Source organism: Ruegeria sp. Ofav3-42 (genome assembly GCF_022347725.1).
Classification (GTDB): Bacteria; Pseudomonadota; Alphaproteobacteria; order Rhodobacterales; family Rhodobacteraceae; genus Ruegeria.
Window position 1 is genome coordinate 306,709 of record NZ_JAKRGB010000002.1, and the last position, 25,314, is coordinate 332,022.

20 protein-coding genes and 1 tRNA gene are annotated in these 25,314 nt (G+C 57.0%); 13 read left to right on the plus strand and 8 right to left on the minus strand.

Translation table 11 applies throughout. The features are described from left to right. The first annotated feature begins 178 nt into the window (after window positions 1-178). Window positions 179-799, plus strand: coding sequence for a sulfotransferase family protein (locus MHN28_RS04305; RefSeq protein ID WP_239336307.1), 621 nt, complete (start codon window positions 179-181; stop codon window positions 797-799). 611 nt (window positions 800-1,410) lie between these two features. Here the strand turns inward: MHN28_RS04305 and MHN28_RS04310 are convergent. After that, complete coding sequence (locus MHN28_RS04310; protein ID WP_239336308.1) at window positions 1,411-1,893, minus strand: hypothetical protein; 483 nt, start codon at window positions 1,891-1,893, stop codon at window positions 1,411-1,413. 297 nt (window positions 1,894-2,190) lie between these two features. Here MHN28_RS04310 and MHN28_RS04315 point away from each other — a divergent pair. Beyond that, window positions 2,191-2,276, plus strand: a tRNA-Leu gene (locus MHN28_RS04315). 7 nt (window positions 2,277-2,283) lie between these two features. Here MHN28_RS04315 and MHN28_RS04320 read toward each other — a convergent pair. After that, window positions 2,284-2,802 carry a hypothetical protein gene (locus MHN28_RS04320; protein ID WP_239336309.1) on the minus strand — a complete coding sequence of 173 codons (519 nt, stop codon included), beginning with the start codon at window positions 2,800-2,802 and terminating at the stop codon, window positions 2,284-2,286. Beyond that, entirely contained in the window at window positions 2,774-3,523 is a 750-nt protein-coding gene (locus MHN28_RS04325; RefSeq protein ID WP_239336312.1) for a response regulator transcription factor, read from the minus strand. Before MHN28_RS04325 ends, MHN28_RS04320 begins: the two co-directional genes overlap by 29 nt. 599 nt (window positions 3,524-4,122) lie before the next feature. Here MHN28_RS04325 and MHN28_RS24790 point away from each other — a divergent pair. The 6 genes from MHN28_RS24790 to MHN28_RS04355 all read left to right on the plus strand — a co-directional run bounded on the left by MHN28_RS24790 (window position 4,123) and on the right by MHN28_RS04355 (window position 13,106). Next, window positions 4,123-6,615, plus strand: coding sequence for a hypothetical protein (locus MHN28_RS24790; protein WP_255732022.1), 2,493 nt, complete (start codon window positions 4,123-4,125; stop codon window positions 6,613-6,615). 129 nt (window positions 6,616-6,744) lie between these two features. Next, the gene (locus MHN28_RS04335; protein WP_239336316.1) at window positions 6,745-8,685 is read left to right on the plus strand and encodes a type I secretion protein; all 1,941 of its coding nucleotides are present in this window, start codon (window positions 6,745-6,747) and stop codon (window positions 8,683-8,685) included. A 221-nt stretch (window positions 8,686-8,906) separates the two neighbouring features. Then, a complete protein-coding gene (locus MHN28_RS04340) occupies window positions 8,907-11,015 on the plus strand; it encodes a type I secretion system permease/ATPase (protein ID WP_370645652.1) in 2,109 nt (702 codons plus the stop codon). Further along, window positions 11,012-12,364, plus strand: coding sequence for an HlyD family type I secretion periplasmic adaptor subunit (locus tag MHN28_RS04345; RefSeq protein ID WP_239336321.1), 1,353 nt, complete (start codon window positions 11,012-11,014; stop codon window positions 12,362-12,364). The genes MHN28_RS04340 and MHN28_RS04345 overlap by 4 nt, the downstream gene beginning before the upstream one ends. Window positions 12,365-12,444: 80 nt before the next feature. Beyond that, entirely contained in the window at window positions 12,445-12,816 is a 372-nt protein-coding gene (locus MHN28_RS04350; protein WP_239336323.1) for a rhodanese-like domain-containing protein, read from the plus strand. A 101-nt stretch (window positions 12,817-12,917) separates the two neighbouring features. Beyond that, the gene (locus MHN28_RS04355) at window positions 12,918-13,106 is read left to right on the plus strand and encodes a hypothetical protein (RefSeq protein WP_239336324.1); all 189 of its coding nucleotides are present in this window, start codon (window positions 12,918-12,920) and stop codon (window positions 13,104-13,106) included. Here MHN28_RS04355 and MHN28_RS04360 read toward each other — a convergent pair whose 3' ends face one another. Then, window positions 13,107-13,865, minus strand: a complete 759-nt coding sequence (locus tag MHN28_RS04360) for an alpha/beta fold hydrolase (RefSeq protein WP_239336327.1) — start codon at window positions 13,863-13,865, stop codon at window positions 13,107-13,109. Window positions 13,866-13,957: 92 nt separating this feature from the next. Here MHN28_RS04360 and MHN28_RS04365 point away from each other — a divergent pair, with 92 nt between their 5' ends. Next, complete coding sequence (locus MHN28_RS04365) at window positions 13,958-14,332, plus strand: hypothetical protein (RefSeq protein ID WP_239336330.1); 375 nt, start codon at window positions 13,958-13,960, stop codon at window positions 14,330-14,332. A gap of 72 nt (window positions 14,333-14,404) precedes the next feature. Here MHN28_RS04365 and glyA read toward each other — a convergent pair whose 3' ends face one another. Continuing rightward, a complete protein-coding gene (gene glyA, locus MHN28_RS04370; protein WP_239336345.1) occupies window positions 14,405-15,700 on the minus strand; it encodes a serine hydroxymethyltransferase in 1,296 nt (431 codons plus the stop codon). Window positions 15,701-15,868: 168 nt separating this feature from the next. Between glyA and MHN28_RS04375 the strand changes: the two genes are divergently transcribed. Next, on the plus strand, window positions 15,869-16,630 hold the full coding sequence (locus MHN28_RS04375) for an NAD kinase (protein ID WP_239336348.1): 762 nt from the start codon (window positions 15,869-15,871) through the stop codon (window positions 16,628-16,630). A 257-nt stretch (window positions 16,631-16,887) separates the two neighbouring features. On the opposite strand, the gene MHN28_RS04380 is transcribed toward MHN28_RS04375, so the two are convergent. The 3 genes from MHN28_RS04380 to MHN28_RS04390 form a co-directional block, all read right to left on the minus strand. After that, window positions 16,888-18,327, minus strand: a complete 1,440-nt coding sequence (locus MHN28_RS04380; RefSeq protein ID WP_239336351.1) for an amidase family protein — start codon at window positions 18,325-18,327, stop codon at window positions 16,888-16,890. Window positions 18,328-18,421: 94 nt separating this feature from the next. Further along, entirely contained in the window at window positions 18,422-20,311 is a 1,890-nt protein-coding gene (prpE, locus tag MHN28_RS04385) for a propionate-CoA ligase PrpE (protein ID WP_239336354.1), read from the minus strand. 276 nt (window positions 20,312-20,587) lie between these two features. Beyond that, the gene (locus MHN28_RS04390) at window positions 20,588-22,861 is read right to left on the minus strand and encodes an NADP-dependent malic enzyme (protein WP_239336356.1); all 2,274 of its coding nucleotides are present in this window, start codon (window positions 22,859-22,861) and stop codon (window positions 20,588-20,590) included. A 185-nt stretch (window positions 22,862-23,046) separates the two neighbouring features. Between MHN28_RS04390 and MHN28_RS04395 the strand changes: the two genes are divergently transcribed. The 3 genes from MHN28_RS04395 to MHN28_RS04405 all read left to right on the plus strand — a co-directional run bounded on the left by MHN28_RS04395 (window position 23,047) and on the right by MHN28_RS04405 (window position 25,313). Beyond that, on the plus strand, window positions 23,047-23,751 hold the full coding sequence (locus tag MHN28_RS04395; RefSeq protein ID WP_239336358.1) for a hypothetical protein: 705 nt from the start codon (window positions 23,047-23,049) through the stop codon (window positions 23,749-23,751). Beyond that, window positions 23,714-24,817, plus strand: coding sequence for a cupin domain-containing protein (locus MHN28_RS04400; RefSeq protein ID WP_239336360.1), 1,104 nt, complete (start codon window positions 23,714-23,716; stop codon window positions 24,815-24,817). Before MHN28_RS04395 ends, MHN28_RS04400 begins: the two co-directional genes overlap by 38 nt. 103 nt (window positions 24,818-24,920) lie before the next feature. After that, a complete protein-coding gene (locus MHN28_RS04405) occupies window positions 24,921-25,313 on the plus strand; it encodes a cytidine deaminase (RefSeq protein WP_239336362.1) in 393 nt (130 codons plus the stop codon). Window position 25,314 lies beyond the last annotated feature (1 nt).

Here is a 25,314-nt window from a genome sequence, read left to right on the forward strand (position 1 = left end):
ATGCGGTCTGAACCGACCCTATGACCCACTGAAACAGTCAGATGACCGGTCTGAGCACAATCCGGACATCGTGCCAAGCTATCAAGCTCTACACCTGAACCTTTTTGTGTCCGTAGACAATTCGCGTGGTTTCTTGTCTAATTAGTAAACATAAGCAGAATTTTTATTAGGATTTCATATGGGACTTTCAGTCATTGGTGCAGGGTTCGGTCGTACAGGTACCGAGTCCCTTAAAAGGGCCCTTGAAATATTAGAGTTGGGACCGTGCTACCATATGTACGAGGTGCTGCCCCACGCTGAGCGCGTGGCGGTGTGGCGCGCAGCAGCCAGCGGGGAAACACCGGATTGGGATGAAGTCTTCTCCGAGTATAATGCGACCGTTGACTGGCCCGGCGCCTATTTTTGGCGAGAACTGAGCGCCCACTTCCCGAAAGCAAAGATCATTCTCTCGGTGCGCGACGCTGATTCTTGGTATGAAAGCATGGAAAACACCATATTGCCGATATTGCGGAACAGCGACGACCCTGAATCAATTGGAGTAAAGCTAATCGCCGACGGCGTGTTCGGTGGGAATATCGCTGACCGGGACCACATGGTGTCTGTTTACAAAAAGAACATTGCGGACATTCAAGCCGAGTTCGGTGAAGACCGCCTCTTGACTTATGAGCTTGGTAGCGGATGGGGCCCTCTGTGCGGTTTTTTGGGCTGCCCGATCCCTGACCAGCCCTATCCACGAGGTAATGCCCCCGATGAGTTTCAGCGAAATGTCGACGCCATTACAGACACGCCTTCAGGCTGAAACTCCGGTACCCCCAAAAGCGCAATTGCTCATTCAACAGCCACCTGAAGCGTCGTGTTCGTTTTCGACCTCAAATGCGCCATAAGAATAAAATTTCGAACAAAAACGAACGGCAGCTTTGTCCGCAAAGCGGTCACTAAAGCATGCATCAGCGAATGTTCAGATTACTGTCTTCAATGTTCAAACCATTAAAGCTGGCTCGTTTCCAGATTGATCGCAATGCTCGTATCATACGAACGACTGGATTTTGAGGACGTAGTTTTGTTCGAGGTCAAAATTGGCCTCTACATGGTGAAGCGTCGTGGTAAGTACACCGCAAATGCAGGCGAGGCAATTTCGCCACTAGGGGTACCATTCGGGGTATCGTGTGGTATGTGTTTATATTTCATAATTTAAGAGTATACACTTATTTTATGTATTCCGTGTGGGGCACCACGAATTACCATTCATCTCTGGTAGGCAGGTCGCGGTATCGCGCGTTTCTAAGTGCGGTTGATCGAGATGTGGTTCGGGCGGTGGCGCGATGTGTGATTTTGATGCGCTGCGCTGTTAGTCTCGATTGTCGGTGAGCCTTGTAGGGTCGCGTTCTTAGAAATTTGGGCGGGGTTTGGTCAGTTCATGCCAATGACGATGCCAAATATATAGAGACTGGATGGTTCGGTTAGCTTCTGGATGAACTCCACCCATTCTTCACTGTATATCCGTTCGAAATACGCAGGGTACTTCCATACCAGATTGTGAAAGGTGAAAGTCGTCAGAAGCACGCCCGCAGTGCTCGCGCTGGCAAACTCTTTTTGTTTGTCTTTGAGAAAAAGCGATATGACGATCCCAGCCATGCTGGCCAGGCCTATACCGATAAAATCCTGCGTGTTGATTTGACGAGCGTCCGGTACACCCGCCATCTGAAGCTGAATGTAGCGGGTCAGAAATACCACCAGCACACCCATTAGAAATGCACCGAGGAAAGATGCGGGATACGCGAGGCGTTTCCAAATGCTTTCGGTTCTGGGTGGCGGAGCTTTTCTGGCAGCTTCTTCCGCGCGTTGACTGATACGCGCGACGCGATCCTGAAAGGACTTCTGCTCGGTACTCATAAGTAAACTCAATTGCTTTTGGGTTATGGCACAGGGTTAAACCTTTGGTGGAGGTTAAGCAAGGTGCGCGCAACCTTGGCGCGTGATCGGTCAAGTGCGGAAATCTCATCACAGCGGCGATGAGGCCGTACCGGGGGCGGCGGCAGCAAAAGCGGCCATACCGTGCGGCTGGAATGCGAAGTAACTGGCAGGACCCAAGAAATATGAAACCCGAATTTTCGTCCGTGAAACGCATTGTATTCAGGGCTTGATAGTCTTACTGAGTTTTGGGGGTCCCAACGCGGCCCGGCACGCTGAGCGGGCGTGATGGAATGGTAGACATATCAGACTTAAAATCTGAAGGGCGTATGCCCGTGTGGGTTCGAGTCCCACCGCCCGCACCACAGCTTTTCAGGTTGGAAACCCAAGTTGGCTGATCAACTTCCAGATATCTCTGTTCGCTTCCGAAAGCTGCTCGACCACGTTTTCGATTTCTTTCATTGCGTCCTCGTCAACCATATCTTGCCGACCGAGTTTGATATCCGTCTTCCGGTCGGCAATGCGCATCAATATGGTTTTGGGATTACCGCTGTCCGGGTCAAAGGAATAGATACAGTGGTTGTATCTGTTCCGAATGCCAGAGAGTTTGCCCAGCCGCCGCGTTTGATCCAGAATCGGGTCGCGTATCTCCTCTGGGCGGCCTTCCATCTTTGCCAGTCGCTCAACCAGATCAATCCTGGCGCGACTTGTGTTCAGCGTCAGAAATATGATGACGGCAACGTCCTTATCAGTTTCCGTCAACCCGGCGATCAAGTGAATCAACAGGCTTTCCGTGTTGGTCCACATATAGTTCAACCGGCCGACCATCAGGATGAGGCGGTCAAAGCGGGATTCAAAATTGTCAGTCAACGGGCAGATTGCGCGCCTCATTCGGCGCGACCTCAAAAAAGAATTGCGCAGCCGCCGTTCGGTTGCTGACACCGATCTTGCCCGCCACGTTATGCATGTGGAGTTTGACGGTGTGCTCGGTGATACCCAGGTTCGACGCGATGATTTTGTTGCTTTGACCTTTTGAGACCAGCTGCAGAACCTGCTTTTCCCGTCGTGTCAGCTTGGAATAGATGGGATGCAGATCGCTCGGTTTTGACGCGGGTTCCTGAGGCTCATTCGAGGAAATCTGCGGATGTACCACGCAATCCGCAAGAAAGCACGGCAGATACAGCTCTTCGTGCAGCAATAACCGCAATATGGATCTCCAGACGTCCGGCGCAACGTTCATCGGTAGGTAGCCGATGTCGCCAAATTGACCACGATCCCAGTTTTCGAAAGCCAGGCGGGCTGCATCTTCCTTGCGATAGGCGAAAGCAAGGCACCCTGACCCCGCGCTTTCGGAATAGACTTGCGGTCTGGTCAAAAGATCATCCAGCAGCATCTGATCGACGACGACCACCTTGCCGGCCCCGACATCGGAACCGTTTAACGCCGGCAGCGCGTCAATTGTTTCGATCCGTCGCGTGGACACGCCAAACTCGCTTTGAACAGCATTGATGGTTTGATCTGAATAGAAGAGTTCCTTACCGACGAAATTGATCGAGAATTCTTCGGGATTAGAATCGTTTGCGACAACACTATCCTGAAACGGATTGCCCATTATTCCCCCCTTATTAACCCGCGCCGCGAAAAAAAACGGCGAAATTGTAACCAGCACTCGTAGAGTAGAATTCGAAGAAACTAACAGTATAGAGATACGACTATAGCGGAAAGTACAAGATTCATCAATGATACCTCCGACTGCGAAAATCGGTTCTAGTACTTTCGATTAGGTGAACTAGACCTCTTCCCGCATAAGTAGAAGTAATCGCAGGGTTTCTTAAACTGCTGGTTTCAATTCAGGCGTGTGGGCAACATGTGCGGGTACTTTTGATCACACAAGTTTTACGACAATGAAATCAACGCACTGGGCGTTCTAGTGCTTTAGGGTAGCTATTCACGGTGCCCTCGGCCTGCAACCATGGGTCTGCTTCTATTTCGAAGCTCTAATTCCTGATGTGTCGGCGAATCGCGCATTACAGCGAGCAATTTCCGCAGACACGGTTTCGGCTAAGCCGAGAAAGGAGGGTGGGACAAAATTCACTGAACGAAACCGCACACGCGCGTTTTGCAGCGTCGTGCGGCTCCTATTTTTAACTGCGCCAGTAACCGTTTTGTAGATGAATAGCGGTCCGAGCGCTTCTTAAGTGGAGAACTATTATGAGTAATAGACGCAGCCATCCGCACAATGACGCAACTGCCATCGGCAAAGTCGACGTCGAAGAGGCCCATGTTGATATCGATGCCGACATTACAGTCAAAGAAGCTGAGATTGACGCAAATCTGAATGAGCAAGAGCAAACCAACGACAACAGCGTAGATAACGATCAGGGCCAAGATCAGGACCAAGGTCAGGACCAGGATCAGGGCCAAGATCAGGACCAAGGTCAGGACCAGGATCAGGGTCAGGATCAGGATCAGAACCAGCAGAACTATAATGGTGGTGATGACAGCAACGACAATTCCAACTCGGTTCACATCGACTTTGGTGGTGGCGAGTGGATTCCGCGCGATGACGATCAGGTAGATCTGGATCTGGGTGACGATGCGAGCGTAGGTGACGTGATCACCGCTGGTGGCGATATTGATTATGACCCCGGCGATGACATGAACCTGGATGTTGACATGAGCGGCACGACGACCGCTATGGCAGCAATCAACAATCAAGTTGCTACACTGGAAGACAACGACATTCTGGAAAGTGCCGAAGTTTCCAATGACGGCACCTTTGAGCAGAAGGGTGACGCCTATGGCGGAACCGCAAATGCTGCTGAAGGTATTAGTTCGCGTTCGGATGGCGGCGATTCCGGAGAAGGTGGCGAGACCACTGGAGGTGACGCTTACGGCGAAACCTACGGCGGAAACACAGAGGCCTATGGCGGCACAAGCGGCGATGCTGACGGCGACGGCGCAGGCGGAAACGGCGGTGATTCCGGTGACGCACATAACTTCGGTCTAGGCGTCGGACATTCCAACGCTCAATCGGACGGTGAAAGCACTGGTGGTGACGGCGGTGATGCCGACAGCGCAGCGGATGCCAACAACGAAGGCAGCTCGGAATCGGATGTAGATTCGGATGGCGGTGAAGGCGGTAACGCTGGATCCATTGGTCTGGGCCTCGGATTCGGTTCGTCGAATGCTGACAATGACGGTGAATCGGCCGGTGGCGACAACGACTCGAACGCCGACAATGACGTAGACGTCGATACCGACAACGATTCTGAAGCCGACGATGCAAACGGCGGTGGCGGTCTCGCTGGTAACCTCGGTCTAGCTGCAAACGAGAGCGATAGCGACACGGAAGCCAATGACGCGACATCCGGTGGCAACATCGGACTGGGCCTCGCAGCAGGTCTGGCTGGCGCGGACGCGGACGGCACCGGTGGTGACGGTGACGGCGGTGACGGCGACAGCGGTAACGCAGATGGCGGTAACGGCGACAGCGGTAACGCAGATGGCGGTAACGGTCCCGGCGGTGACGGCGACGGCGGCAACGGCGGTGACGGCGATGGCGGTAACGGCGACAGCGGTAACGCAGATGCCGGTAACGGCCCTGGCGGTGACGGCGGCGACGGTACTGGCGGCGACGGCACAGGTGGTGACGGCGGTAACCGGACCGGCGGTGACGGCGGTGACGGCAACGGTGCGCGCGGTGAAGGCGCTGGCGGTGGCGACGGTGACGGCGGCAACGCTGACAGCGGCAACGGCCCGGGCGGCGACGGCATGGGTGCTGCCGGTGACGGTGGCGACGGTGGTGCCGGCGACGGTGGTAACGCTGACAGCGGCAACGGCCAAGGTGGTGCCGGCGACAGCGGCAACGGCCCCGGCGGTGACGGCAACGGTGCATCCGGTAACGGTGGTACCGCTGACGCTCGTGGTGATGCTCAGGGTGTAGGTGATCAGGACGCTACGGGTCCGGCTGTCACTCAAGCTCCGGGCGACGTGAACGGCGAAGCCGACAACAACCAGGACGCTCAGGTCAATGGCGGCGCTGGCGGAACCAATGACGTTGATGGAACAGCGGCGGGTACCGGAACCGGGACCGCGACAGCTGACGGCGTCGGCGGTGGCGGCGGAGCCGTTCAGCAGGATGCTGCATCCACAGGAACCGGTGAAGGTTCCGCTGACGCTGAAAACAACGCTGGTGACGGTGGTTTGTCCGAAGTCTTCTCAACCGCGGATACCGACGGTTCGGCAGACAGCATGGCGGAAGCCATTGCCGGATATGGCGGCGAGTCGACGTCCAACAATGACGCGACCTCGACCGGTACGGGCAGCGCGACCGGCGCGGCAACTTCGGGCGTCGGTGGCGGCGGTGGTGCCGGTGCCGGGTACGGCGGCAACACAGGTAGTGCCGCGGGCAATGCGAACGGTGGTGACACCTATGGTGCAAACGTCGACGGTGGCGATGCGTCTGGTGCATACTCGGGTGCTGGCGGAGCCGGTGGCAACGCTGGTTCGTGGGGCTCAGGCAACGGCGGTGATGGCATCGTCAACGGCGAGTCCTATGCTTCGGCAGCGGCCGTGGTCGATACATCGGCGTTCAACCAGTCGATCGTCATGGGTGCCAACGTTCTTGGTAACTCGGTCGATACGACAATGGTTGGTGGTTCGATGACCGCAACCAGCAACAGCGACGACACGGACGTGTAAGTCGCAGTCAGGGCCCGAATTACCGGGCCCCGACCTATCTGACAAAACTGCCGGGGCCGCAACAGGCGGCCTCGGCCCAGCAATCCCAAAGCGGAAATTTCAGGCCGGGGCGGGGAAAAGGAAACCGATATGTCACTCGACAGTATTACAGAAACGATTGCGCATTTTGTTGGAACCTTTGAGCTGACCATTGAACAGGCCCGTCTGCGGGATCAATACGAAGAATTCACTGCTCTTCGGCGTAAAAATGAACTGGACGAACTCGAGGACCCGATCGCTATTCGGATTAAGGCAGATCTGAAACTCGACCCGGGCGAGTACGATCCGCTACCTTACAAATTCCTGCCTCCACCTCCGGATCTTCCTTTGCCGCCTGTGCCCGATGGCCCGCTTGCGATGGCAGAGATTTATATTGGCCCGAACATTGGCCCAGAACCCTATGTCCCGAGTGTTCAGTTTGGTGAGGGTCAGACGGCTGTTTTGGTTTTAGACCCGCAGGTTGCCCCGCTGATTATCGGTTCGGCCGTGACCTACACGTTCCAGACGATCGTCTTGAGCGACAACGATGTGATCGGTCACGGCAATTTTCGCGATATCGAAATCCAGATCGCGCAAGGCAAAGAAATGCTGGACACAGCGTTGTCGATGCACGCTGTTTCGAGCCCATCCCTGAACATCGAAGACTACAAATCGCTGGAATACCTTGAAGGTCTGATCGATCAGATGCAGTCACCGATGATTGCGCAGATCGAAGGTGTGGTCATCCACCAGTTCCACGGCGAAGACGCGATTGGCATTTTCGTGAACGGCGAAAAGGTCGATGAAATGCCGGATTGGAATGACCTTCTGCCCGCGCACCATCAGGAGCCGGCGCACCATCAGGAGGAAGACGAGGAAGAAAGCGACGAACCGGATAAGTTTCCAGACGAATGGGATCGGTCCGATGACGAAGAGTTTGGTGAAGGCCACACTGTTATTGCCGGAGGAAATCTGGCGATCAACGAAGTTGCGATTACGGTTGCCTGGGTTGATGCGCCCGTTATCGCCGTGGGCGGAAAATCGGTCAACCTGACCGTCGTCAGCCAGGTCGCAGTTGTGTCCGATATCGATGAAGGCGGGCCTGGTGTGCAAAGCGACACCAATGTGATTCAAGCGTCCTACATTGGGACCGAAGCCAGTGAAGAGTGGTGGCAAGACGACAGTGTCGCAGATCCGGGTACGGATCCGATTGTCTCTGTCACCTGGGTTCAAGGTGATCTTTGGGTCACGAACTTCATCAAACAGGTGATTGACGCCACGGACATCGACAAGATCAACACCGAAATCACGGCCTCGACCAGCCTGTACACGCTTGGTGACAACATACTGACCAACGTGACCAACATTATTCAGTTGGGCAATTTCTACGATCTGATCATGGTCGGCGGAAACATGATTTCGGTTGACCAACTGCACCAGACCATTGCGCTGATGGATGATGATGTCTTTGACGGTGGCACACCGGATGAAGCTGATGACAATCTGGTCATGAACCAGGCCTCGTTGACGACCACCGGTGAAGACACGCTCGAGGAGATGGACATTCCGCATGCAGAGGCCATGCCGCTGCAGCAAGTCGACCGCGAAGCATTTGAGGATGCGCTGACAAACAATCCTGAATATGCCGGTATGGAGTTGTTGCGTGTTCTGAAGATCGAAGGCGATCTGGTGCAGATCAACTCTGTAGAACAAATTACGATGTTGCAGGATCAGGATGATCTCTCGGTTGATGGTGCCGAGGTTCAGGGGGCGGGAAATGCTCTGCTGAACTCCGCCAGCATCACCAAGGTTGGTGTTGACTCGACCGTAATGGCGGCCGGCGGTGAATATTCAGAGCTTTTATTGCATCAGGCGTCTTTGCTCGACCTTCCCGACGAAGACTTGGGTGCGGAAATTGCCAATGAGGTCATTGCGATGGTCATGGAAGAAACGGCAGCAGTTGGCGAAAATGCGATCGCTCAGGCGCAGTCGAACCTTACGCCATCCGAGATGGCTGGCAGTGATGATGCGCTGCAGACCATGTTGGCCTGAATTATCTACCTGTTTTGGTCAATCCGTGTTAGCGTAAAGACTGTGTTTGTTGCGAGTGCCCCGAAAGTTTAAAAATGTCGATTAATTTTTCGTCGCGTCGTTCTTCTGATGCCAGCCCGCTAGATATTAAGGGCGTTGGTACCCCGCGGCAGCCAGAAGGCGAGGATGCTGTACCTAAATCAGCGAAAAGGCCCAGTTTGCGTCTCAATGAAGATATGCGTGTGCCAGATCCAATAGATGATCCGAAATCGACTGCAACGCGGGACGATCCCGTTGTTGCCGAGTCTGCGCCGCACGAGAAACAGGAACCCAAACCCAAATCGGAACCACCAAGCCGCGCCGCGTCTTCCCCCCGGCGCGAGCAGCCGCAGCCCGCCGAAGACAAGAACACAACGGGCAGTGGCGCTGGGGTGGCCGATGATGCCAAAGGCCCCGATCCTGATGCCGCTGAGGAAACGACCGCGCGGATGTCCCCCGACGCGCGCTCGAGTGGCGGTGAACGCATAGGTGCCACTATCGAGGCCAAGGCGAATGAGCCGATGCAACTCCGAAAATCCGGAGGCGGTGACGGCAAAGGGCCACCCCAGACATTCCACAAGCGGACACCGCCTGAGGATTTTCAGAACACCTTGCGTACGTCTCTGCGGGCGATCTGGCGAAACCTCGCGTTTATTCTGGTTTTGACCTGCGCAACGAACATTCTGATCCTTGCGATCCCGATTTATCTGTTTCAGATCAGCGACCGAGTGCTGACCAGCCGGTCGCTGGATACGCTGATCATGCTGACAACGATTGTTGCGGGGGCTGTGATTTTCCAGGCGGCCTTTGACGCCGTACGTCGATTTATGCTGATGCGCACTGCGGTCGAAGTCGCCGCGCGTCTGGGCGCACCGGTATTGAGTGCAGCAGCCCACGCGTCGCTGCACGGGAACGGTCGTGAATACCAGACATTGGGTGACTTGCAGCAAGTGCGCGGGTTTTTGGTTTCAGGAACATTGATTTCGTTCCTGGATGTGCCTTTCGCGCCTTTGTTCATCCTGATGATCTTCCTTGTGCACCCGCAGTTGGGTTCGATCGTCATTGGAACGGCTCTGCTGTTGATGTTGATTGCGCTGATCAACCAGAAAACTACAGCCAAACCATTCGCTGAAGCGAACAGGGCGCAGTCGATGGCCAACCAGCACCTGGACTCGATGGCGCGCAACAGCCAGATCATCAACGCGCTGGCGATGATCCCCGAGGCCGTTCGCATCTGGGGCCGGGACACCGCTCAATCCCTGACCTGGCAGGTGCGCGCGCAGGATCGGAACGTGATCTTTGCGGCCATCTCAAGGGCGGTGCGTCTGCTGACGCAGATCGCTATTCTTGGCTGGGGTGCGTATCTGGCCCTACAGGGCGAAATCACCGGCGGCATGGTCATCGCCGCCTCGATCATCGCAGGACGGGCCTTTGCGCCCATCGAAGGTTCGATCGAAGGCTGGAATACATTCCTGCTGACGCGCGCTGCTTTTGGACGGATCAGAAACCTACTGTCCAAGTCGGCCCTGCAATTTGAAAAACTGCGCCTCCCACGTCCTGAGGGGCGGATGGATGTTGAACGTCTGCTTTACGTTCCGGGGGGCACCAAACGCGTTGTTCTGAACGGGATCAGCTTTTCGCTCAATCCCGGCGAAACGCTGGCGGTCATCGGAAATTCCGGCGCTGGCAAGACCACGCTGGGCAAAACTCTGGTCGGGTCGATCCTGCCGACATCCGGCAGCGTGCGACTGGACCTGATGGACATTCGCAACTGGGATCCGCGTCAGTTTGGCGAAAGTATCGGTTACCTGCCGCAAGACGTTCAGCTGTTCCCCGGGACCATCAAAGACAATATTGGCCGGATGCGCGCGGATGCGACGGATGAACAAATTCATGATGCCGCCGTTCTTGCCGATGTGCACAATATGATCGCCACATTGCCCCAAGGGTATGAAACGGTGGTTGCGGCCGATGGCTCGCCGCTGTCGGGCGGTCAAAAGCAACGGATCGCTCTGGCGCGCGCCTTCTTTGGCAATCCACGCATGGTTGTTTTGGACGAGCCGAACTCGAATCTGGACGTCGCGGGGGATCAGGCATTGTCGCGAGCGATCGCCCAAGCCAAGGAAAGCAAGATTACCGTCGTTGTGATTACCCAAAAACCAACTCTGTTGAGTGTTGTCGACAAAATCATGCTGCTGACGGATGGCCGCGTTGCATTGTTCGGTCAGCGTGAGCAGGTTCTGCAACAGTTGAACGCCTCGCGTGGCAACAAGCCCGGCATTCAGTCACAGCAGCAAGGGGGGCCAGCATGAACGAACTTGTACCCGTAAACAATGACCCCAAGGATCCGACGGTCTGGTATGCCGAGGTTCCGCGTTCAATCCATCGCTTTGTCGTCATCGGTATCATCATGCTGGTCGTCTGTTTTGGCGGCTTTGGCCTCTGGTCATTCAGCGCACCTTTGGCTGCGGCGGTGATTGCCCAGGGCAGTTTCGTGGCCACCGGGCGCAACAAGATCGTTCAGCATCTGGAAGGCGGCATTATCGAGGATATCAAGGTCATAGAGGGCCAGTCCGTTGTTAAGGGACAGGTTCTTATGACCCTTGACCAGACCTCGGCCGAGTCTAACGAACGCGAACTGTTCATCCGCAAAATTCGTCTGCAAGCCATGTCCGAGCGCTTGTCCGCTGAAAACAACGAGCGTGATCGGCTTGAGTTTTCTCCTGAGCTGATTGAAGCGTCAGACGATGTCGAGGTGATGGCAATCCTCGACGGGCAGAAAATCAGCTTTGACGTGTCCCGCAAGACCTTGCTGAACGATATTGCATTGCTGCAGCGCAATATGGAGGCGCTGAAAATTCGCTCAAGTGGCTTTGAGGCCCAGTTGGAAAGCATGATCCGGCGCTCGGAAATCCTCCAGGAAGAATTCGACACCAAGCAGGCCCTGTTCGAAAAAGGGCTGGTGCGTAAGGGTGACATCAACACGATCCGCCGCGTGCAAGCCGAGGCTGAAGGCCAGCAGGCGCGATTGACGGCTGAAACCGCCGAAATCAACCAGATGATTTTGAAGTACGAAGAACAAATTTCCCGCACTCGTTCCGCCTATCGCGAGGCTGCGCTGGATGAGTTGGGTGTGATTGCCGCTGATCTGGAAAGCGTTCGTGAAAAATCCCGGCAGGCCCGCAGTGTTCTGGACCGGGCGGTTGTCCGTGCGCCGGTATCGGGAACCGTGGTACGCCTGCATTATCACACCGCTGGCGGTGTTATCGAAACGGGTGAGCCCATCGCGGAAATCTTGCCATCGGACGCGCCTTTGATCATCGAGGCGCAAGTTCCACGTACAGAAATCGACAGCGTGGTGACGGGCCAGCAGGCGACAGTTCGACTGGTCGCGCTGAACCAGCGAACCACGCCCGTGCTAAGCGGCGAGGTCTTCTATGTTTCAGCGGACGCACTGGTCGAGGACTCCACAGGTGTTCCGCAAGAGGTCTATCTGGCTCGCATCTCGCTGGCGCCTGAAGAGATGGAGCGTGTGCGCGGGTTCATCCCTACACCGGGTATGCCTGCCGAGATCATGATCCAGACCGAAGAACGCACCTTTGCGGCCTACATCGCCAAGCCGGTCACAGACAGCATGTCCCGCGCGTTCCGCGAGCATTGATCGCCCGATTGGGCGATCTGACTGCGCTTTCCCGATTTTGCGTGCTAGCATCTGGTGAAATTCACCAGAGGGGATGTTTCATGCCATTGACCGTTAGCCAAATGATGGAAGCAGCAAATGCTGCCGTCGAACGGATTGATACAGACAAAGCCAAGGATTTGATCGGGCAGGGCGCGTTGCTGTTGGACGTGCGTGACGCTGTTGAGCTGCAGCAAACCGGCCGGGCCAAGGGAGCGCACCACATCCCGCGTGGTATGCTGGAATTCCGAGCTGACGGCGCACTGCGGTCCCACGACCCGGAATTGCGTAAGGAGCGCCCGATCGTGCTGTATTGCGCGGCCGGTGGACGGGCGGCGCTGGCTGGCAAGTTGTTGAAAGATATGGGGTACGAGCAGGTCTTTAACCTAGGCGGTCTGGGGGATTGGGCCAATGGGGGTGGCGAGGTCAATTGATCATCTGACCTTCGGCGGCTGAATACTGACGCAGATCAAAGCGTCCGACATTCCGATTGCGTAATATGAATTTCGGACTTCAAGAAAAAGGAAGACGGACAATGTTACGTTTGGCCGGCATACTGTACTCACTGATCGCAACCGCCATGGCCGGATCGGCTGTCATCGCCGTATTGTCCGCCGGATTGGTGTCAACGGTAGCAATCGTATCCGCCGCCGCGGCCGGTTGCGTGGCCGCACTGCCGGCGTCTTGGTTGGTGGCGAAACGGTTGTATCAGAACGAAGCCTGATCAGGCGTTTAGAAACGTCCGGACCGCTGCTTCGAACTCTCGCGGTTTCTCTGCATGCAGCCAATGGCCTGCGCCGGGGATTTTGGCGAAACGTGCCGCAGGAAACAGGGCGCGGATCGTGTCGCGGTGCTCGGGCAGCACGTAATCGGAACCGCCCCCGGACAAGAACAGGGTTGGGCCATCCCAAGAGGCGTCCGTTTCGGGAAAGCCCATGATCTTTGGCATCTCAGCCGCAAGTGTATCGAGGTTCAGAAGCCAGCGTTTGCCCTTGATATCGAGGGATTGCGTGAAAAAGCTCTGAAGCGCCTTCTCGACACCCTGCTCAGCCAGTTGTCCCTCTGCGTCCGAACGTCTTTCGATTGTAGTAAAATCGACGGCACGCATAGCCTCAATGAACTGGATCTGGCTGTGTGAATAGGTGACCGGCGCAATGTCCGCCACCACCAGTTTGCGTAGCAAATCGCCGTGACTCAATGCCAGCATCATAGCGGCCTTACCGCCCATCGAATGCCCGACGACGTCGGCTTTACCGCCAAAATGCCGGATCACCTCGGCCAAATCGTCCGCCAGATCGGGATAGCCATGCTGGTCGGTCCAGTCGCTGTAGGCATGATTGCGCATATCAACGGCCACAACCTGTCTTTCATCCGACAACCGACGGGCGATGACCCCCCAATTCCGGGCGGAACCATATAGCCCATGAACAATCAGTAAAGGAGGGTTTGTGGTCGGCTCGCCGTGGATAATCGTGTTCAGCATGTAGGTGTGATACCCGCCGCAGTTTGAAACGACCAGCCCCCATTGTCGCCCCTGCGGTCTGAGGGTACATTCCGCGCGCAGGAGGCCGCGTCATGTCGCAGACAACAGATATCCAAAGCCAGATCGCGCAGACAGTGCAATTACTGCGCGCAAAGCTGGGTGTGAAAGACAAAACACTAACGGCCTCTGTCCGTAAGGCCAAGCGCCGTTTGCCGCGCCGTATCTACAAGCAGGCGATGATGCTGGCCCGCGCTGAGCAAATGGCCGCCCATCCCAAACTTCGTTTGGTGCTGGATACACCGAAACTGGTCCAGGCATCAGAAGAAGTTCAGACCCATCTGAGCGGGATCAATCTTGCAGATCGCCGTTGGGGCTGGTTTCTGAGTTTTCTGGGGTCGTTGGCATTGGGGTTTTTAGCGCTCGCGGCTTTGGCGGTGATCATTTTGCGCTGGCGCGGATTTATCTGACAGCGTTCAATTCTGATCCAACGAAAAACGGCGCCCTGTAGGCGCCGTTCTGATCTTTGGTTCCTGTGTATCCTACAGGTTCGGATAGATAGGGAAGCGTGCGCAGAGTTCGGCGACTTCGGCTTTGACCTTGGCCTCGACCGCGCCGTTGCCGTCTTCGCCATTGGCGGCCAAGCCGTCGACGACCTCGATGATCCAGTCCGCGATCTGGCGGAATTCGATCTCGCCAAAGCCGCGGGTGGTGCCGGCGGGCGAACCCAGACGGATGCCCGACGTGATGGTCGGCTTTTCCGGATCAAATGGCACGCCGTTCTTGTTGCAGGTGATGTGCGCGCGACCCAAGGCCTTCTCGGTGGCGTTGCCCTTGACGCCTTTGGGGCGCAGGTCGACCAGCACGACGTGGGTGTCGGTGCCGTGCGTCACGGTGTCCAGACCGCCCTTGATCAGTTGATCCGACAGTGCCTGCGAATTGACCACAACCTGCTTGATGTAGTCCTTGAACGCGGGCTGCAGCGCCTCGCCGAAGGCCACGGCCTTGGCGGCGATCACGTGCATCAGGGGGCCGCCCTGAATGCCAGGGAAGATCGCCGAATTCACTTTCTTAGCGATATCTTCATCATTGGTCAGGATCATGCCGCCACGCGGACCGCGCAGGGTCTTGTGCGTGGTGGTCGTGGCCACATGCGCATAGGGGAAGGGGCTGGGGTGCTCACCCGCCGCCACCAGACCGGCAAAATGCGCCATGTCCACGTGCAAGTAGGCGCCGACCATGTCGGCGATCTCGCGCATGCGGGCAAAGTCGATCTGGCGCGGAATGGCCGAGCCTCCGGCGATGATCAGCTTGGGCTGGTGCTCTTTTGCCAGCGCCTCGACCTGATCGTAGTCCAGCATGTTGTCTTCCTTGCGGACGCCGTACTGCACCGCGTTGAACCACTTGCCCGACTGGTTCGGGCGGGCGCCATGGGTCAGGTGGCCACCGGCATCCAGGCTCATGCCCAGAATGGTGTCGCCGGGTTTGATCAGGGCCTGGAACACACCCTGGTTGGCCTGGCTGCCCGAATTTGGCTGGACGTTAGCGAACTCGCAACCAAACAGTTCCTTGGCGCGGTCGATGGCCAGATTCTCGGCGATATCAACGAACTGGCAGCCGCCATAGTAGCGGCGACCGGGGTAACCTTCGGCGTATTTGTTGGTCATCACCGAACCCTGCGCCTCCATCACGGCGGCAGAGACGATGTTCTCGGACGCGATCAGTTCGATCTCGTCGCGCTGGCGGCCCAGCTCGGATGTGATCGAGCCGAACAGCTCGGGATCACGGTCAGACAAAGACTGGGTGAAAAATCCGGTATCACGGAGATTGGCGTTCATGGGCGCTCCACATGGCTGGGTAAGAATCTTGCGGATTTCCTATCGGAAACGGTACATACGCAAAAGCTTTAAAGCGACGATTTGGCCCGCTGTGGCGTCAAGTCTGGCCTATCGGGGAAAGGTATGGTTGTTTCGGAACCAAATGTGCAGCACCGGAAACCGCAACAAATGATCCAGAGAATCGCTTTCCTCGCCAGTGACGTCAAAGTGGCCCAAACGGCCCGAGATGTTCTGGTGAAACGCTATGGAAACGCAGCCCCCCGGGATGCGGACGTGGTGGTGGCCTTGGGGGGTGACGGGTTCATGCTCCATACGCTGCACAACATGCAGCACCTGGATACGCCGGTGTATGGCATGAACCGGGGCACGATCGGGTTCTTGATGAACGAGTTTCACGAAACCGATCTGATGGCGCGGCTTGACGCTGCCGAGGAAGAAGTCATTAACCCGCTCGCCATGCGCGCCATGGACCAGTCCGGCAAAATGCATGAGGCCCTGGCGATCAATGAAGTTTCGCTGTTGCGGGCCGGTCCACAGGCGGCCCGGCTGCGGATCAGTGTCGACGGTAGGGTGCGGATGGATGAACTGGTTTGTGACGGCGCCTTGCTGTCCACACCTGCGGGATCGACGGCCTACAACTATTCTGCGCATGGTCCGATCCTGCCCATCGGGTCAGACGTTCTTGCATTAACGGCAATTGCAGCGTTCAGGCCACGCCGGTGGCGCGGGGCGCTGTTGCCCAAGATCGCCAAAGTACGTTTCGATGTTTTGGATGCCGATAAGCGTCCGGTCATGGCGGATGCGGACTCGGTGTCGTTTGCTGATATTGACTGGGTTGAAATCCGGTCTGAACCTTCCATCCAGCACCGTATTCTGTTTGACCCGGGGCATGGATTGGAAGAGCGCTTAATCTCTGAGCAATTCACCTAAATTAGTGTCATTACGAATTTTTTAGGACTTGTGTGAACCAGTTCACACGAGATTCATTAAGTTTTCGGTAACCTGAATATGCCCGGAATATACGTCAAGGTGGGAGTGAGTGGCCACCGAACGGCGTTGTCGAACGAGTGCGCAGTTTTCGCGCTGGCGAGGGTAGGTGGTGCTACGCTCGTTAGAGATATCCGGGTATATTTTAGAAAGCGGACCCCGGGCACAATACCCCGGGGTCTATTTTTGCGCCCGCCGATTTACGCGGGCGTTGCCATCTTGTCCCAAAGCGGTAGACACATCTGGCCGACACGCGCTTCAATCGCGGCGGCGGCGTCGACAGCCATGTCTTCGCGCCACCGACGGGCGGCAATCTGGACGTTGATGGGTTGCGGTCCTGGTGGCAAATCCGCAAGCCGGGCCGGAACGCAAGCTGCGGGCAGGCCGAGGAAGTTCATCGCATAGGAATAGACCGCACATCCCAGAACCTCGTGCACCCCTTCTGCGCCTTCGGTGTCCCGGTCCGGTCCAAAGAACGGTTGCGGCAGGAAGGGCGACAGAACCAAGGGGTAGTCTTCCATGAAAATCGACCATTCGCGTGCGTAATGGCTGCGCTTGGCGAGCATGCGGATCAGATCGGTTTCCACGATTGGCGGGAACTCTTGAAAATAGACTTCAAAGATTTCTCGGATGGTCTCGGACCCTGCGGCTTCGATATCGCTTCGTAGCAGCGTCAGAACTTCTCCCATCAATGCGCGATAGCCGGACCGTCCGCTTTCGAAAACGTCGGGCGGATCGATCTCTTCGACTAAATACCCCGCATCGACCAGCGCATCGCGTGCGGTGTCCAACGCCTTTTCGACGTCCGGGTGCAGCGCATAGCCAAAGGTGTTTTTGGTGAAGGCCACTTTGGTGGGGCCGTCCATGGCGTCACCGCGCCACGGCATTGGAACGTGAAACGGATCGCGAGGGTCGGGGGCGATCACACTGGGCATCGACAGGTGCAGATCCGCCGCCGACCGGGTGATCAATCCTTGTACCGACATGGATTGCGCCAGAATCCCGCGTTCCGCCTGTTGGCTGGGGTTCCATGCAGGGACACGGCCCAGTCCGGGTTTGACTGTGACTGCTCCGTTGGCCGCCGCTGGAAACCGCAAGCTGCCGCCGATGTCATTGCCATGTGCGAGGGCACCGACCCCCGCCATAACGGCCGCGCCTGCGCCGCCCGAAGACCCTCCGGGTGAGATGTGTCGACCCCACGGGTTGTGCGTCCGTCCGTGCAAAGGGTTGTCGGTATCGGCCCGAAATGAAAACTCGGGCGTGTTTGTGCGCCCAATTACGACAGCTCCGGCGTTCTGGAGGTTGCGTACGATGGGGGCATCGTCGGGCGCAATCACATCCTTCAGGGCGACCACGCCATTCGAAGTCGCGTGCCCAGTTTGATCGACATTGATTTTGATCGTGACGGGAACCCCATGCAGAGGACCCGGAGGTGCGCCGCCCGCAACTGCCGCATCCAGATTTCGTGCACGGGTCAGCGCCTCGTCGCTGAGGTCCTCGACCACCGCGTTCAGGTCGGGATTGACCTGGTGCATTCGGTTGATGGCGTCCTGCGTGACGTCCTCAGCACCCAGGTCGCCGCTGCGGGTCAAGGCTGTCAGGTCGGTGGCGCTCAGACGCCAGATTTCGGATTGTGTCATGGGCCCTCACTGTCTTGGGAAGACAGTAGGGGGCCCGTTTCAGGTTGCAAGCGAAAGAGACGCTGTGGGCGATTGATCGTCGTCCGCTGTTCGATTACTGCGCGTAACCAATGGTCTTTAGTGCGTCGGTGATCTCGTCCAGGATCGCCGGATCATCGATAGTGGCTGGCATCTTGTATTCCTTGCTGTCCGCTATCGACACCATCGTTCCGCGCAGGATTTTCCCCGATCGCGTCTTTGGAAGACGATCCACTACCACGGCCAGTTTGAATGCGGCAACCGGCCCAATCTTTTCGCGCACCAGCTTGACCACGTCCTGCACGATATCACCGTGGTCACGGTCGCATCCTGCGTTTAGGCACAGGAAGCCAACGGGCATCTGGCCTTTCAACTGATCGGTCACGCCGATCACGGCGCATTCGGCGACGTCGGGATGGGCTGCCAAAACCTCCTCCATCCCGCCGGTGGACAGACGGTGGCCCGCGACGTTGATTACGTCATCCGTGCGCGCCATGATGTAGAGATACCCATCCTCGTCCACCATGCCTGCATCGCCGGTTTCATAGTATCCGGGGAAGTGGTTCAGGTACGAGCTTTTGAACCGCTCTTCCGCATTCCACAGCGTAGGCAAAGTGCCCGGGGGCAGGGGCAGCTTGACCGCGATCGCACCCAGTTCGCCGGGCTTCATCGGGTGGCCGCCTTCGTCCAGAATCTGTACGTCGTAGCCCGGCATCGGCTTGGCGGGCGAGCCCAGCTTGACGGGCAGTTCCTCGATTCCCAGCGGGTTTCCAGCGATGGTCCAACCGGTCTCGGTCTGCCACCAATGGTCGATCACCGGCACTTTCAGCGCGTCCTGTGCCCATTCGATCGTATCGGGATCAGCGCGCTCACCAGCCAGATACAGCGCACGCAGGCAGGACAGGTCGTACTTCGCCAGCAACTCGCCCTTGGGGTCCTCGCGCTTGACCGCGCGGATTGCGGTCGGGGCGGTGAAGAAGCTTTTGACGTTGTGCTCGGAGATAACGCGCCAGAAGGTTCCGGCATCGGGGGTCCCAACCGGTTTCCCCTCGAACACGATAGTCGTGTTGCCGTGGATCAAGGGGGCATAGCAGATGTAGGAATGGCCAACGACCCAACCGACATCTGACGCCGCCCAGAACACATCACCGGGATCGACATCGTAGATGTTCTTCATCGTCCAGTTTAACGCGACCAGATGACCAGCGGTCGGACGCACGACGCCCTTGGGTGCGCCCGTCGTACCAGAGGTATAGAGGATATAGGCCGGATCGTTCCCGTCCACCGGCACACATTCCGCCGGTTCGACACCGTACTGAAACCCGTGCCAGTTGACGTCTCGGCCTTCGACCAGTTGCGCCACTTCTTGTTCGCGCTGGAGGATCACGCAGAACTCGGGCTTGTGGCTGGCCATGTCGATGGCACCGTCCAGCAGCGGTTTATAGTGCACGACGCGCCCCGGCTCCATCCCGCAGGATGCGGCGATGATCGCCTTGGGCTTGGCGTCATCAATCCGCACGGCCAGCTCGTTGCTGGCAAAGCCGCCGAACACTACAGAATGCACGGCACCAAGGCGGGCGCAGGCCAGCATCGCCTCCAGCGCTTCGGGGATCATCGGCATGTAAATGATGACCCTGTCGCCTTTTTCGACCCCTTTGGCCCGCAACGCACCGGCCAGCGTAGCGACTCGGTTGCGCAGCTCCATATAGGAAATCTCGCGCTTGGTATGTGTGATCGGGCTGTCATAGATGATGGCCGTCTGCTCGCCGCGACCGTTCTCTACATGACGGTCCACCGCATTCCAGCAGGTGTTCACTTTGGCATCACTGAACCATTCGTACAAAGGGGCGTTGTCGTCAAACAGGGCCTTGGTTGGGGGTTGAACCCAATCGATTGCCTGCGCGGCCTCCATCCAGAATGCTTCTGGGTCCGATTTCCAGCTTTCGTAAACGTCCTGATAAGCCACGATGACCTCCTCCGAAAATTCCTTGAGAAGTGTGTTATGTGGCCGGTGGACACCGCACAAGCGAACGTAATGACGGAGCGTCACTTTATCGCAAAATATTTGCAAGAATTGACAGCTTCCGCTGCAAATTTTTGCAAACTGACGCCATTTATCTGGGTTTTCGCGATTTTTTTCGCGTTTTTGCAAATCTGAAAACTCTGGCGTGCAAATATTGATCGGCCGCCAGAATCAAAAAGGGCGCCTGTATCGGCGCCCTTTGAATTGTGTGCTGGTTAACTAACCGTAATGCGCAACCGGGGTGCCCGCGATCGCCGCCATATTCAGTAACCCGCGCGCTGTTATGGATGGTGTCACGATATGAGCTTTGTTGCCCATCCCCATCAGGATCGGTCCAACCTCCAGACCATCGGCCTTCATCTTGAGGATGTTGCGCACTCCGCTGGCAGCATCGGCGTGGGCAAAGATCAGAACATTGGCGGCCCCTTCCAGACGCGAATTCGGGAAGATCCGCGACCGAAGTTCAGGGTCGAGGGCCAGATCCAGATTCATCTCACCTTCGTAAGTGAAATCGCGAGGTTCGGAATCAAGGATTTCCAATGCCCCCCGCAACCGTTTCCCGGACCCTTCGGCCTGATTTCCGAACTGCGATTGCGAGCAGAAGGCGATTTTGGGTTCGATCCCGAAACGGCGCACGTGACGCGCCGCACCGATTGTGGTCTCGGCCAGTTCTTCGGGTGTGGGCAGTTGCCGAACATGGGTATCGGCGATGAACAAGGGCCCGTCTTCGAGGATCATCAGCGACAGTGCTCCGTGCGGACGCAGATCGCCGTCGTCCAGAACCTGCTCGAGGTAATTCAGGTGCCAGCGGTATTCGCCAAACGTACCGCAGATCATGCTGTCCGCCTCGCCTCTGTGCACCATGATCGCCGCAATGGCGGTGTTGTTCGTGCGCATGATCGCCTTGGCCAGATCTGGCGTGACACCGCGGCGTTGCATGAGCTGATGGTAGGAATTCCAGTAGTCATAATACCGGGGGTCGTCGTGCGGGTTCACGATCTGGAAGTCTTTGCCGGGGCGAACCGTCAGGCCAAGCTTCTCGCATCGTGCGTTGATCACCTCTGGACGGCCGATCAGAATTGGCGTCTCGGTCGTTTCCTCGAGAATTGCCTGAGCGGCGCGCAAAACCCGTTCATCCTCACCTTCGGCAAACACAATCCGGCGAGAGGCCACAGCGGCAGCTTCAAAAACCGGGCGCATAAGAAGGGCGGATTTGAACACGGTCTGGTTCAGTTTCTCTTTATACGCTTCGATATCGGCGATCGGGCGTTTGGCGACGCCACTGTCCATCGCGGCTTTGGCGACGGATGAGGACACGACGCCGACAAGGCGCGGGTCAAAGGGCTTGGGGATCAGGTAGTCGGGGCCGAAAGTCAGCTGCTCACCCTTGTAGGCCGCTGCCGCTTCGGCGCTGGTCGTGGCCCGGGCCATTTCGGCGATCCCATCCACGCAGGCGATCTGCATTTCATCGTTGATTTCCGTCGCGCCTACGTCCAGCGCCCCTCGAAAGATGAAGGGAAAGCACAGCACGTTGTTGACCTGATTGGGAAAATCGCTGCGGCCTGTTGCTATGATCGCATCCGGCGCAACCTCACGCGCTGCTTGTGGCAGGATTTCCGGGGTTGGGTTGGCCAGCGCAAAGATGATCGGGCGCTTGGCCATTTTCTCAACCATCTCGGGTTTCAGGACGTTCGGGCCGCTGAGGCCCAGGAACAGGTCGGCATCGCCAATCACGTCGTCCAATGTCCGCAGGTCCGATTTCTGCGCGAATTGATCCTTGTGCGGGTTCATGTCCTCTTCGCGGCCCTCGTAAACAAGCCCGTGAATATCGCACAGCCAGATGTTCTCGCGTTTGACCCCCAGTTTGACCAGCATCATCAGGCAGGCAATACCCGCAGCGCCGCCACCGGTTGAAACCACCTTGATGTCTTCGAAGTTCTTGCCGGCAACGTGCAGCGCATTCTTGGCTGCCGCACCCACGACAATCGCGGTGCCGTGCTGATCATCGTGAAATACCGGGATGTTCATCCGTTCGCGGCACAGTTTTTCCACGACAAAGCAATCTGGTGCCTTGATGTCTTCCAGGTTGATCGCGCCAAAGGTCGGCTCCAAGGCGCAAACGATATCCGCCAGTTTTTCCGGATCAGGTTGATCAACCTCGATGTCAAAGCAGTCGATCCCGGCGAACTTTTTGAACAGGACCGCTTTGCCCTCCATCACCGGTTTGGACGCCAGCGCACCGATATTGCCCAGTCCCAACACCGCTGTTCCGTTTGAGACTACGGCCACAAGGTTACCGCGTGCGGTATAGAGTTCTGCGTTGGAGGCATCTGCTTTGATCTCGAGGCTGGCCTCCGCGACGCCCGGCGAATAGGCGCGCGCCAGATCGCGGCCGTTCGCCATCGGTTTCGTGGCCTTGATCTCAAGCTTACCGGGCTTCGGATGGGCATGATAGTCAAGCGCTGCCTGCCGCAGGCTGGGTGTATCGGACATCGGCGATTCAACTCCTTCGGAAATTTGATTTAGTGTTAAACTATTCTTCTCGATTTGGCTACGTTACGTCATTTTGCAACAGTTTGATAAAACTCTTCCGGGCTCCGGTTGAAAGCTCTCATATAAAATTTACATTCGGGCAACTTTGGACCCACTCCAGACCTATCGAGCACCGGCAGATATAAATGAGCTATAAAGATGAATTCCAGGCTGGGACCGCCTTCCCGGCAGGCCAGATTTCCGTTGGCCCAGAGCGTTTCGTTTACGCGATTGTTTTGCTTGCAGCTCTTCTTGTCCTGAGTGCAGTCAGTATCTGGCCGATTCAAGCCCTGGCATTGAACGAAGAGGGGGGATTGTTCGAAACGGTCTCTGCCGCTGCGCTTTTCGCGGCTGGTGTCGCCGCCCTCTGGCGTTATCCCGGTGTAAACCGTCTATACATCGCGTTGGTGTGCCTTCTGCTGGCCGAGCGCGAGCTTGAGGCGGACATCTACCCGGCGGACAGCATGCCATATTGGGTGCTGAGTGGCTTGGACAACCTGCTTGACATGACGCTGGTCCGGATCATTCTGGCCGCGCTCGTTATCGGTGGTGTTGTCTGGCATGGCGTGCCAAACGCGTGGCGGGCCGTTAAGCGCCGCGCCCCTTTCTTCGTTATTTTTGTCCTGACGGGGATGTTGGCTGTTGTTGCCCAGCTTCTTGAAGAAGTTTCCGGAATCTACAGCGCGGATTTGTCCGCAACCATGATGGTACGTTTTGTTGTGCTGGAAGAAACGCTTGAGATGTTCTTTTCGATTGGCATTTTGGCCTCTGTTCTGATCGGATGGCCAAAATCCGATAGCGAAGAGACATTGAATGACTTCGAGCCCAAGCAACAGCCAGACGCGCGCTGAAATCCGCCTGCCAACAAGCGAGCTGCGCGACGACATCCCGTTTTTCACCAAGGTCCTGGGCATGAGGATGGACATGATCTATCCCGCCGATGATCCCCGCGTTGCCGTATTCTCGGGTCATGGATTGCGCCTTCGGGTCGAAAAAAACGCGCCCGAAGCGGCCGGGACGATCCGTATTCTGACAGAGGACCCTGACGGTTTCGCCAGCGGGCAGCGCGTTTTGACTGCGCCAAACGGTACTCGGGTCGAGATTGACGAACTGAACCCACCGATGGTGATGCCTGACACTGTGCACTCCTTCGTCGTGCGCAGGCTCAAGGATCAGGCGCCATGGATCATCGGGCGGGCCGGGATGCATTACCGCGATCTGGTACCGGACCGGCTGGGTGGCTCGATCATCGCCAGCCACATCCGCATCCCTGATGGCGGTCCGGTTCCGGACATGGTGCATTTCCACAAGGTCGGTTTTCAGTTGATTTTCTGCATTCACGGCTGGGTGGACGTTGTCTACGAGGATCAGGGCGACAAGCTACGCCTGACGGCAGGAGATTGCTTTATTCAGCCGCCCGAAATTCGCCACCGCGTTCTGGAGGCATCAGACAACGTTCAGGTGATCGAAATCGGGGTGCCCGCCGAACACGTCACCGAAATCGATCATGAGATGGCGTTGCCGACACCTCACTACCGCCCGGATCGCGAATGGCAGGGCCAGCGCTTTGTCTACAACAAAGCCGAGGGGGCAGACTGGGGGCCGTTCCGCTTACCGGGCTATGTCTGCCGCGACACCACGATTGCCGACAACACCAAAGGCGTTGCCGGGGTACAAGTTGTGCGCAAAGGGCAGGGCGATCCGGTTTGGGCGTCTCATGACACGGATATCCATTTTACCTTTGTCATGAATGGCGAGGTGACGCTGGAAGGCGAAGGGCGGGATCCCTTCCGCTTGGAACAAGGCGATGCTTTCGTAATACCACCGGGAATGCGCACCCGGCTGTCCGATCCCTCGGATGATGTCGAATTACTTGAGGTCACCCTGCCGGGGACGTTCAATACCAAGCTGAGATAGGTGAAATTTAGCTCAGGAATCTTGCGCCCGGGGCTTCAACTCCCCGGGCGTTTTAAATTAGGGTATGGTTTTCTGACCAGTTGATCAAAAATGGGGAATCGCCATGACTTTGAAAGATGCAGCGCTGTCTGTCCGGGAAAAAGCCTACGCGCCGTATTCCAACTTCAAAGTTGGTGCCGCGATCCGTTCCGCAAGCGGCGAGGTTTATTCCGGTTGTAACGTGGAAAATGTAGCCTATCCGGAAGGCACCTGTGCCGAGGCCGGAGCAATCGCAGCGATGGTTGCGGCGGGCGAGCAGGAGTTGTCCGAGGTCTATGTGGTTGCTTCCAGCCCGCAACCGGTGCCTCCGTGCGGCGGCTGCAGACAGAAGCTGGCCGAATTTGGTAAGCGTGAGGTCAAAGTGACCCTTGCGACAGTCGGCGGTGCTGAATTCGTTACTACGATCGGCGATCTACTGCCAGGCGCTTTCGACGCCTCACACATGAAGGACGTCTGAC

Coding starts and splice junctions, on each gene's coding strand:
- MHN28_RS04400 (WP_239336360.1), top strand. CDS start 23,714: ATGACTTCGAGCCCAAGCAACAGCCAGACGCGCGCTGAAATCCGCCTG.
- MHN28_RS04350 (WP_239336323.1), top strand. CDS start 12,445: ATGCCATTGACCGTTAGCCAAATGATGGAAGCAGCAAATGCTGCCGTC.
- MHN28_RS24790 (WP_255732022.1), top strand. CDS start 4,123: ATGAGTAATAGACGCAGCCATCCGCACAATGACGCAACTGCCATCGGC.
- MHN28_RS04380 (WP_239336351.1), bottom strand. CDS start 18,327: ATGACACAATCCGAAATCTGGCGTCTGAGCGCCACCGACCTGACAGCC.
- MHN28_RS04305 (WP_239336307.1), top strand. CDS start 179: ATGGGACTTTCAGTCATTGGTGCAGGGTTCGGTCGTACAGGTACCGAG.
- glyA (WP_239336345.1), bottom strand. CDS start 15,700: ATGAACGCCAATCTCCGTGATACCGGATTTTTCACCCAGTCTTTGTCT.
- MHN28_RS04360 (WP_239336327.1), bottom strand. CDS start 13,865: ATGCTGAACACGATTATCCACGGCGAGCCGACCACAAACCCTCCTTTA.
- MHN28_RS04325 (WP_239336312.1), bottom strand. CDS start 3,523: ATGGGCAATCCGTTTCAGGATAGTGTTGTCGCAAACGATTCTAATCCC.
- MHN28_RS04395 (WP_239336358.1), top strand. CDS start 23,047: ATGAGCTATAAAGATGAATTCCAGGCTGGGACCGCCTTCCCGGCAGGC.
- MHN28_RS04365 (WP_239336330.1), top strand. CDS start 13,958: ATGTCGCAGACAACAGATATCCAAAGCCAGATCGCGCAGACAGTGCAA.
- MHN28_RS04405 (WP_239336362.1), top strand. CDS start 24,921: ATGACTTTGAAAGATGCAGCGCTGTCTGTCCGGGAAAAAGCCTACGCG.
- MHN28_RS04335 (WP_239336316.1), top strand. CDS start 6,745: ATGTCACTCGACAGTATTACAGAAACGATTGCGCATTTTGTTGGAACC.
- MHN28_RS04345 (WP_239336321.1), top strand. CDS start 11,012: ATGAACGAACTTGTACCCGTAAACAATGACCCCAAGGATCCGACGGTC.
- MHN28_RS04310 (WP_239336308.1), bottom strand. CDS start 1,893: ATGAGTACCGAGCAGAAGTCCTTTCAGGATCGCGTCGCGCGTATCAGT.
- MHN28_RS04375 (WP_239336348.1), top strand. CDS start 15,869: ATGATCCAGAGAATCGCTTTCCTCGCCAGTGACGTCAAAGTGGCCCAA.
- MHN28_RS04320 (WP_239336309.1), bottom strand. CDS start 2,802: ATGAGGCGCGCAATCTGCCCGTTGACTGACAATTTTGAATCCCGCTTT.
- MHN28_RS04390 (WP_239336356.1), bottom strand. CDS start 22,861: ATGTCCGATACACCCAGCCTGCGGCAGGCAGCGCTTGACTATCATGCC.
- MHN28_RS04355 (WP_239336324.1), top strand. CDS start 12,918: ATGTTACGTTTGGCCGGCATACTGTACTCACTGATCGCAACCGCCATG.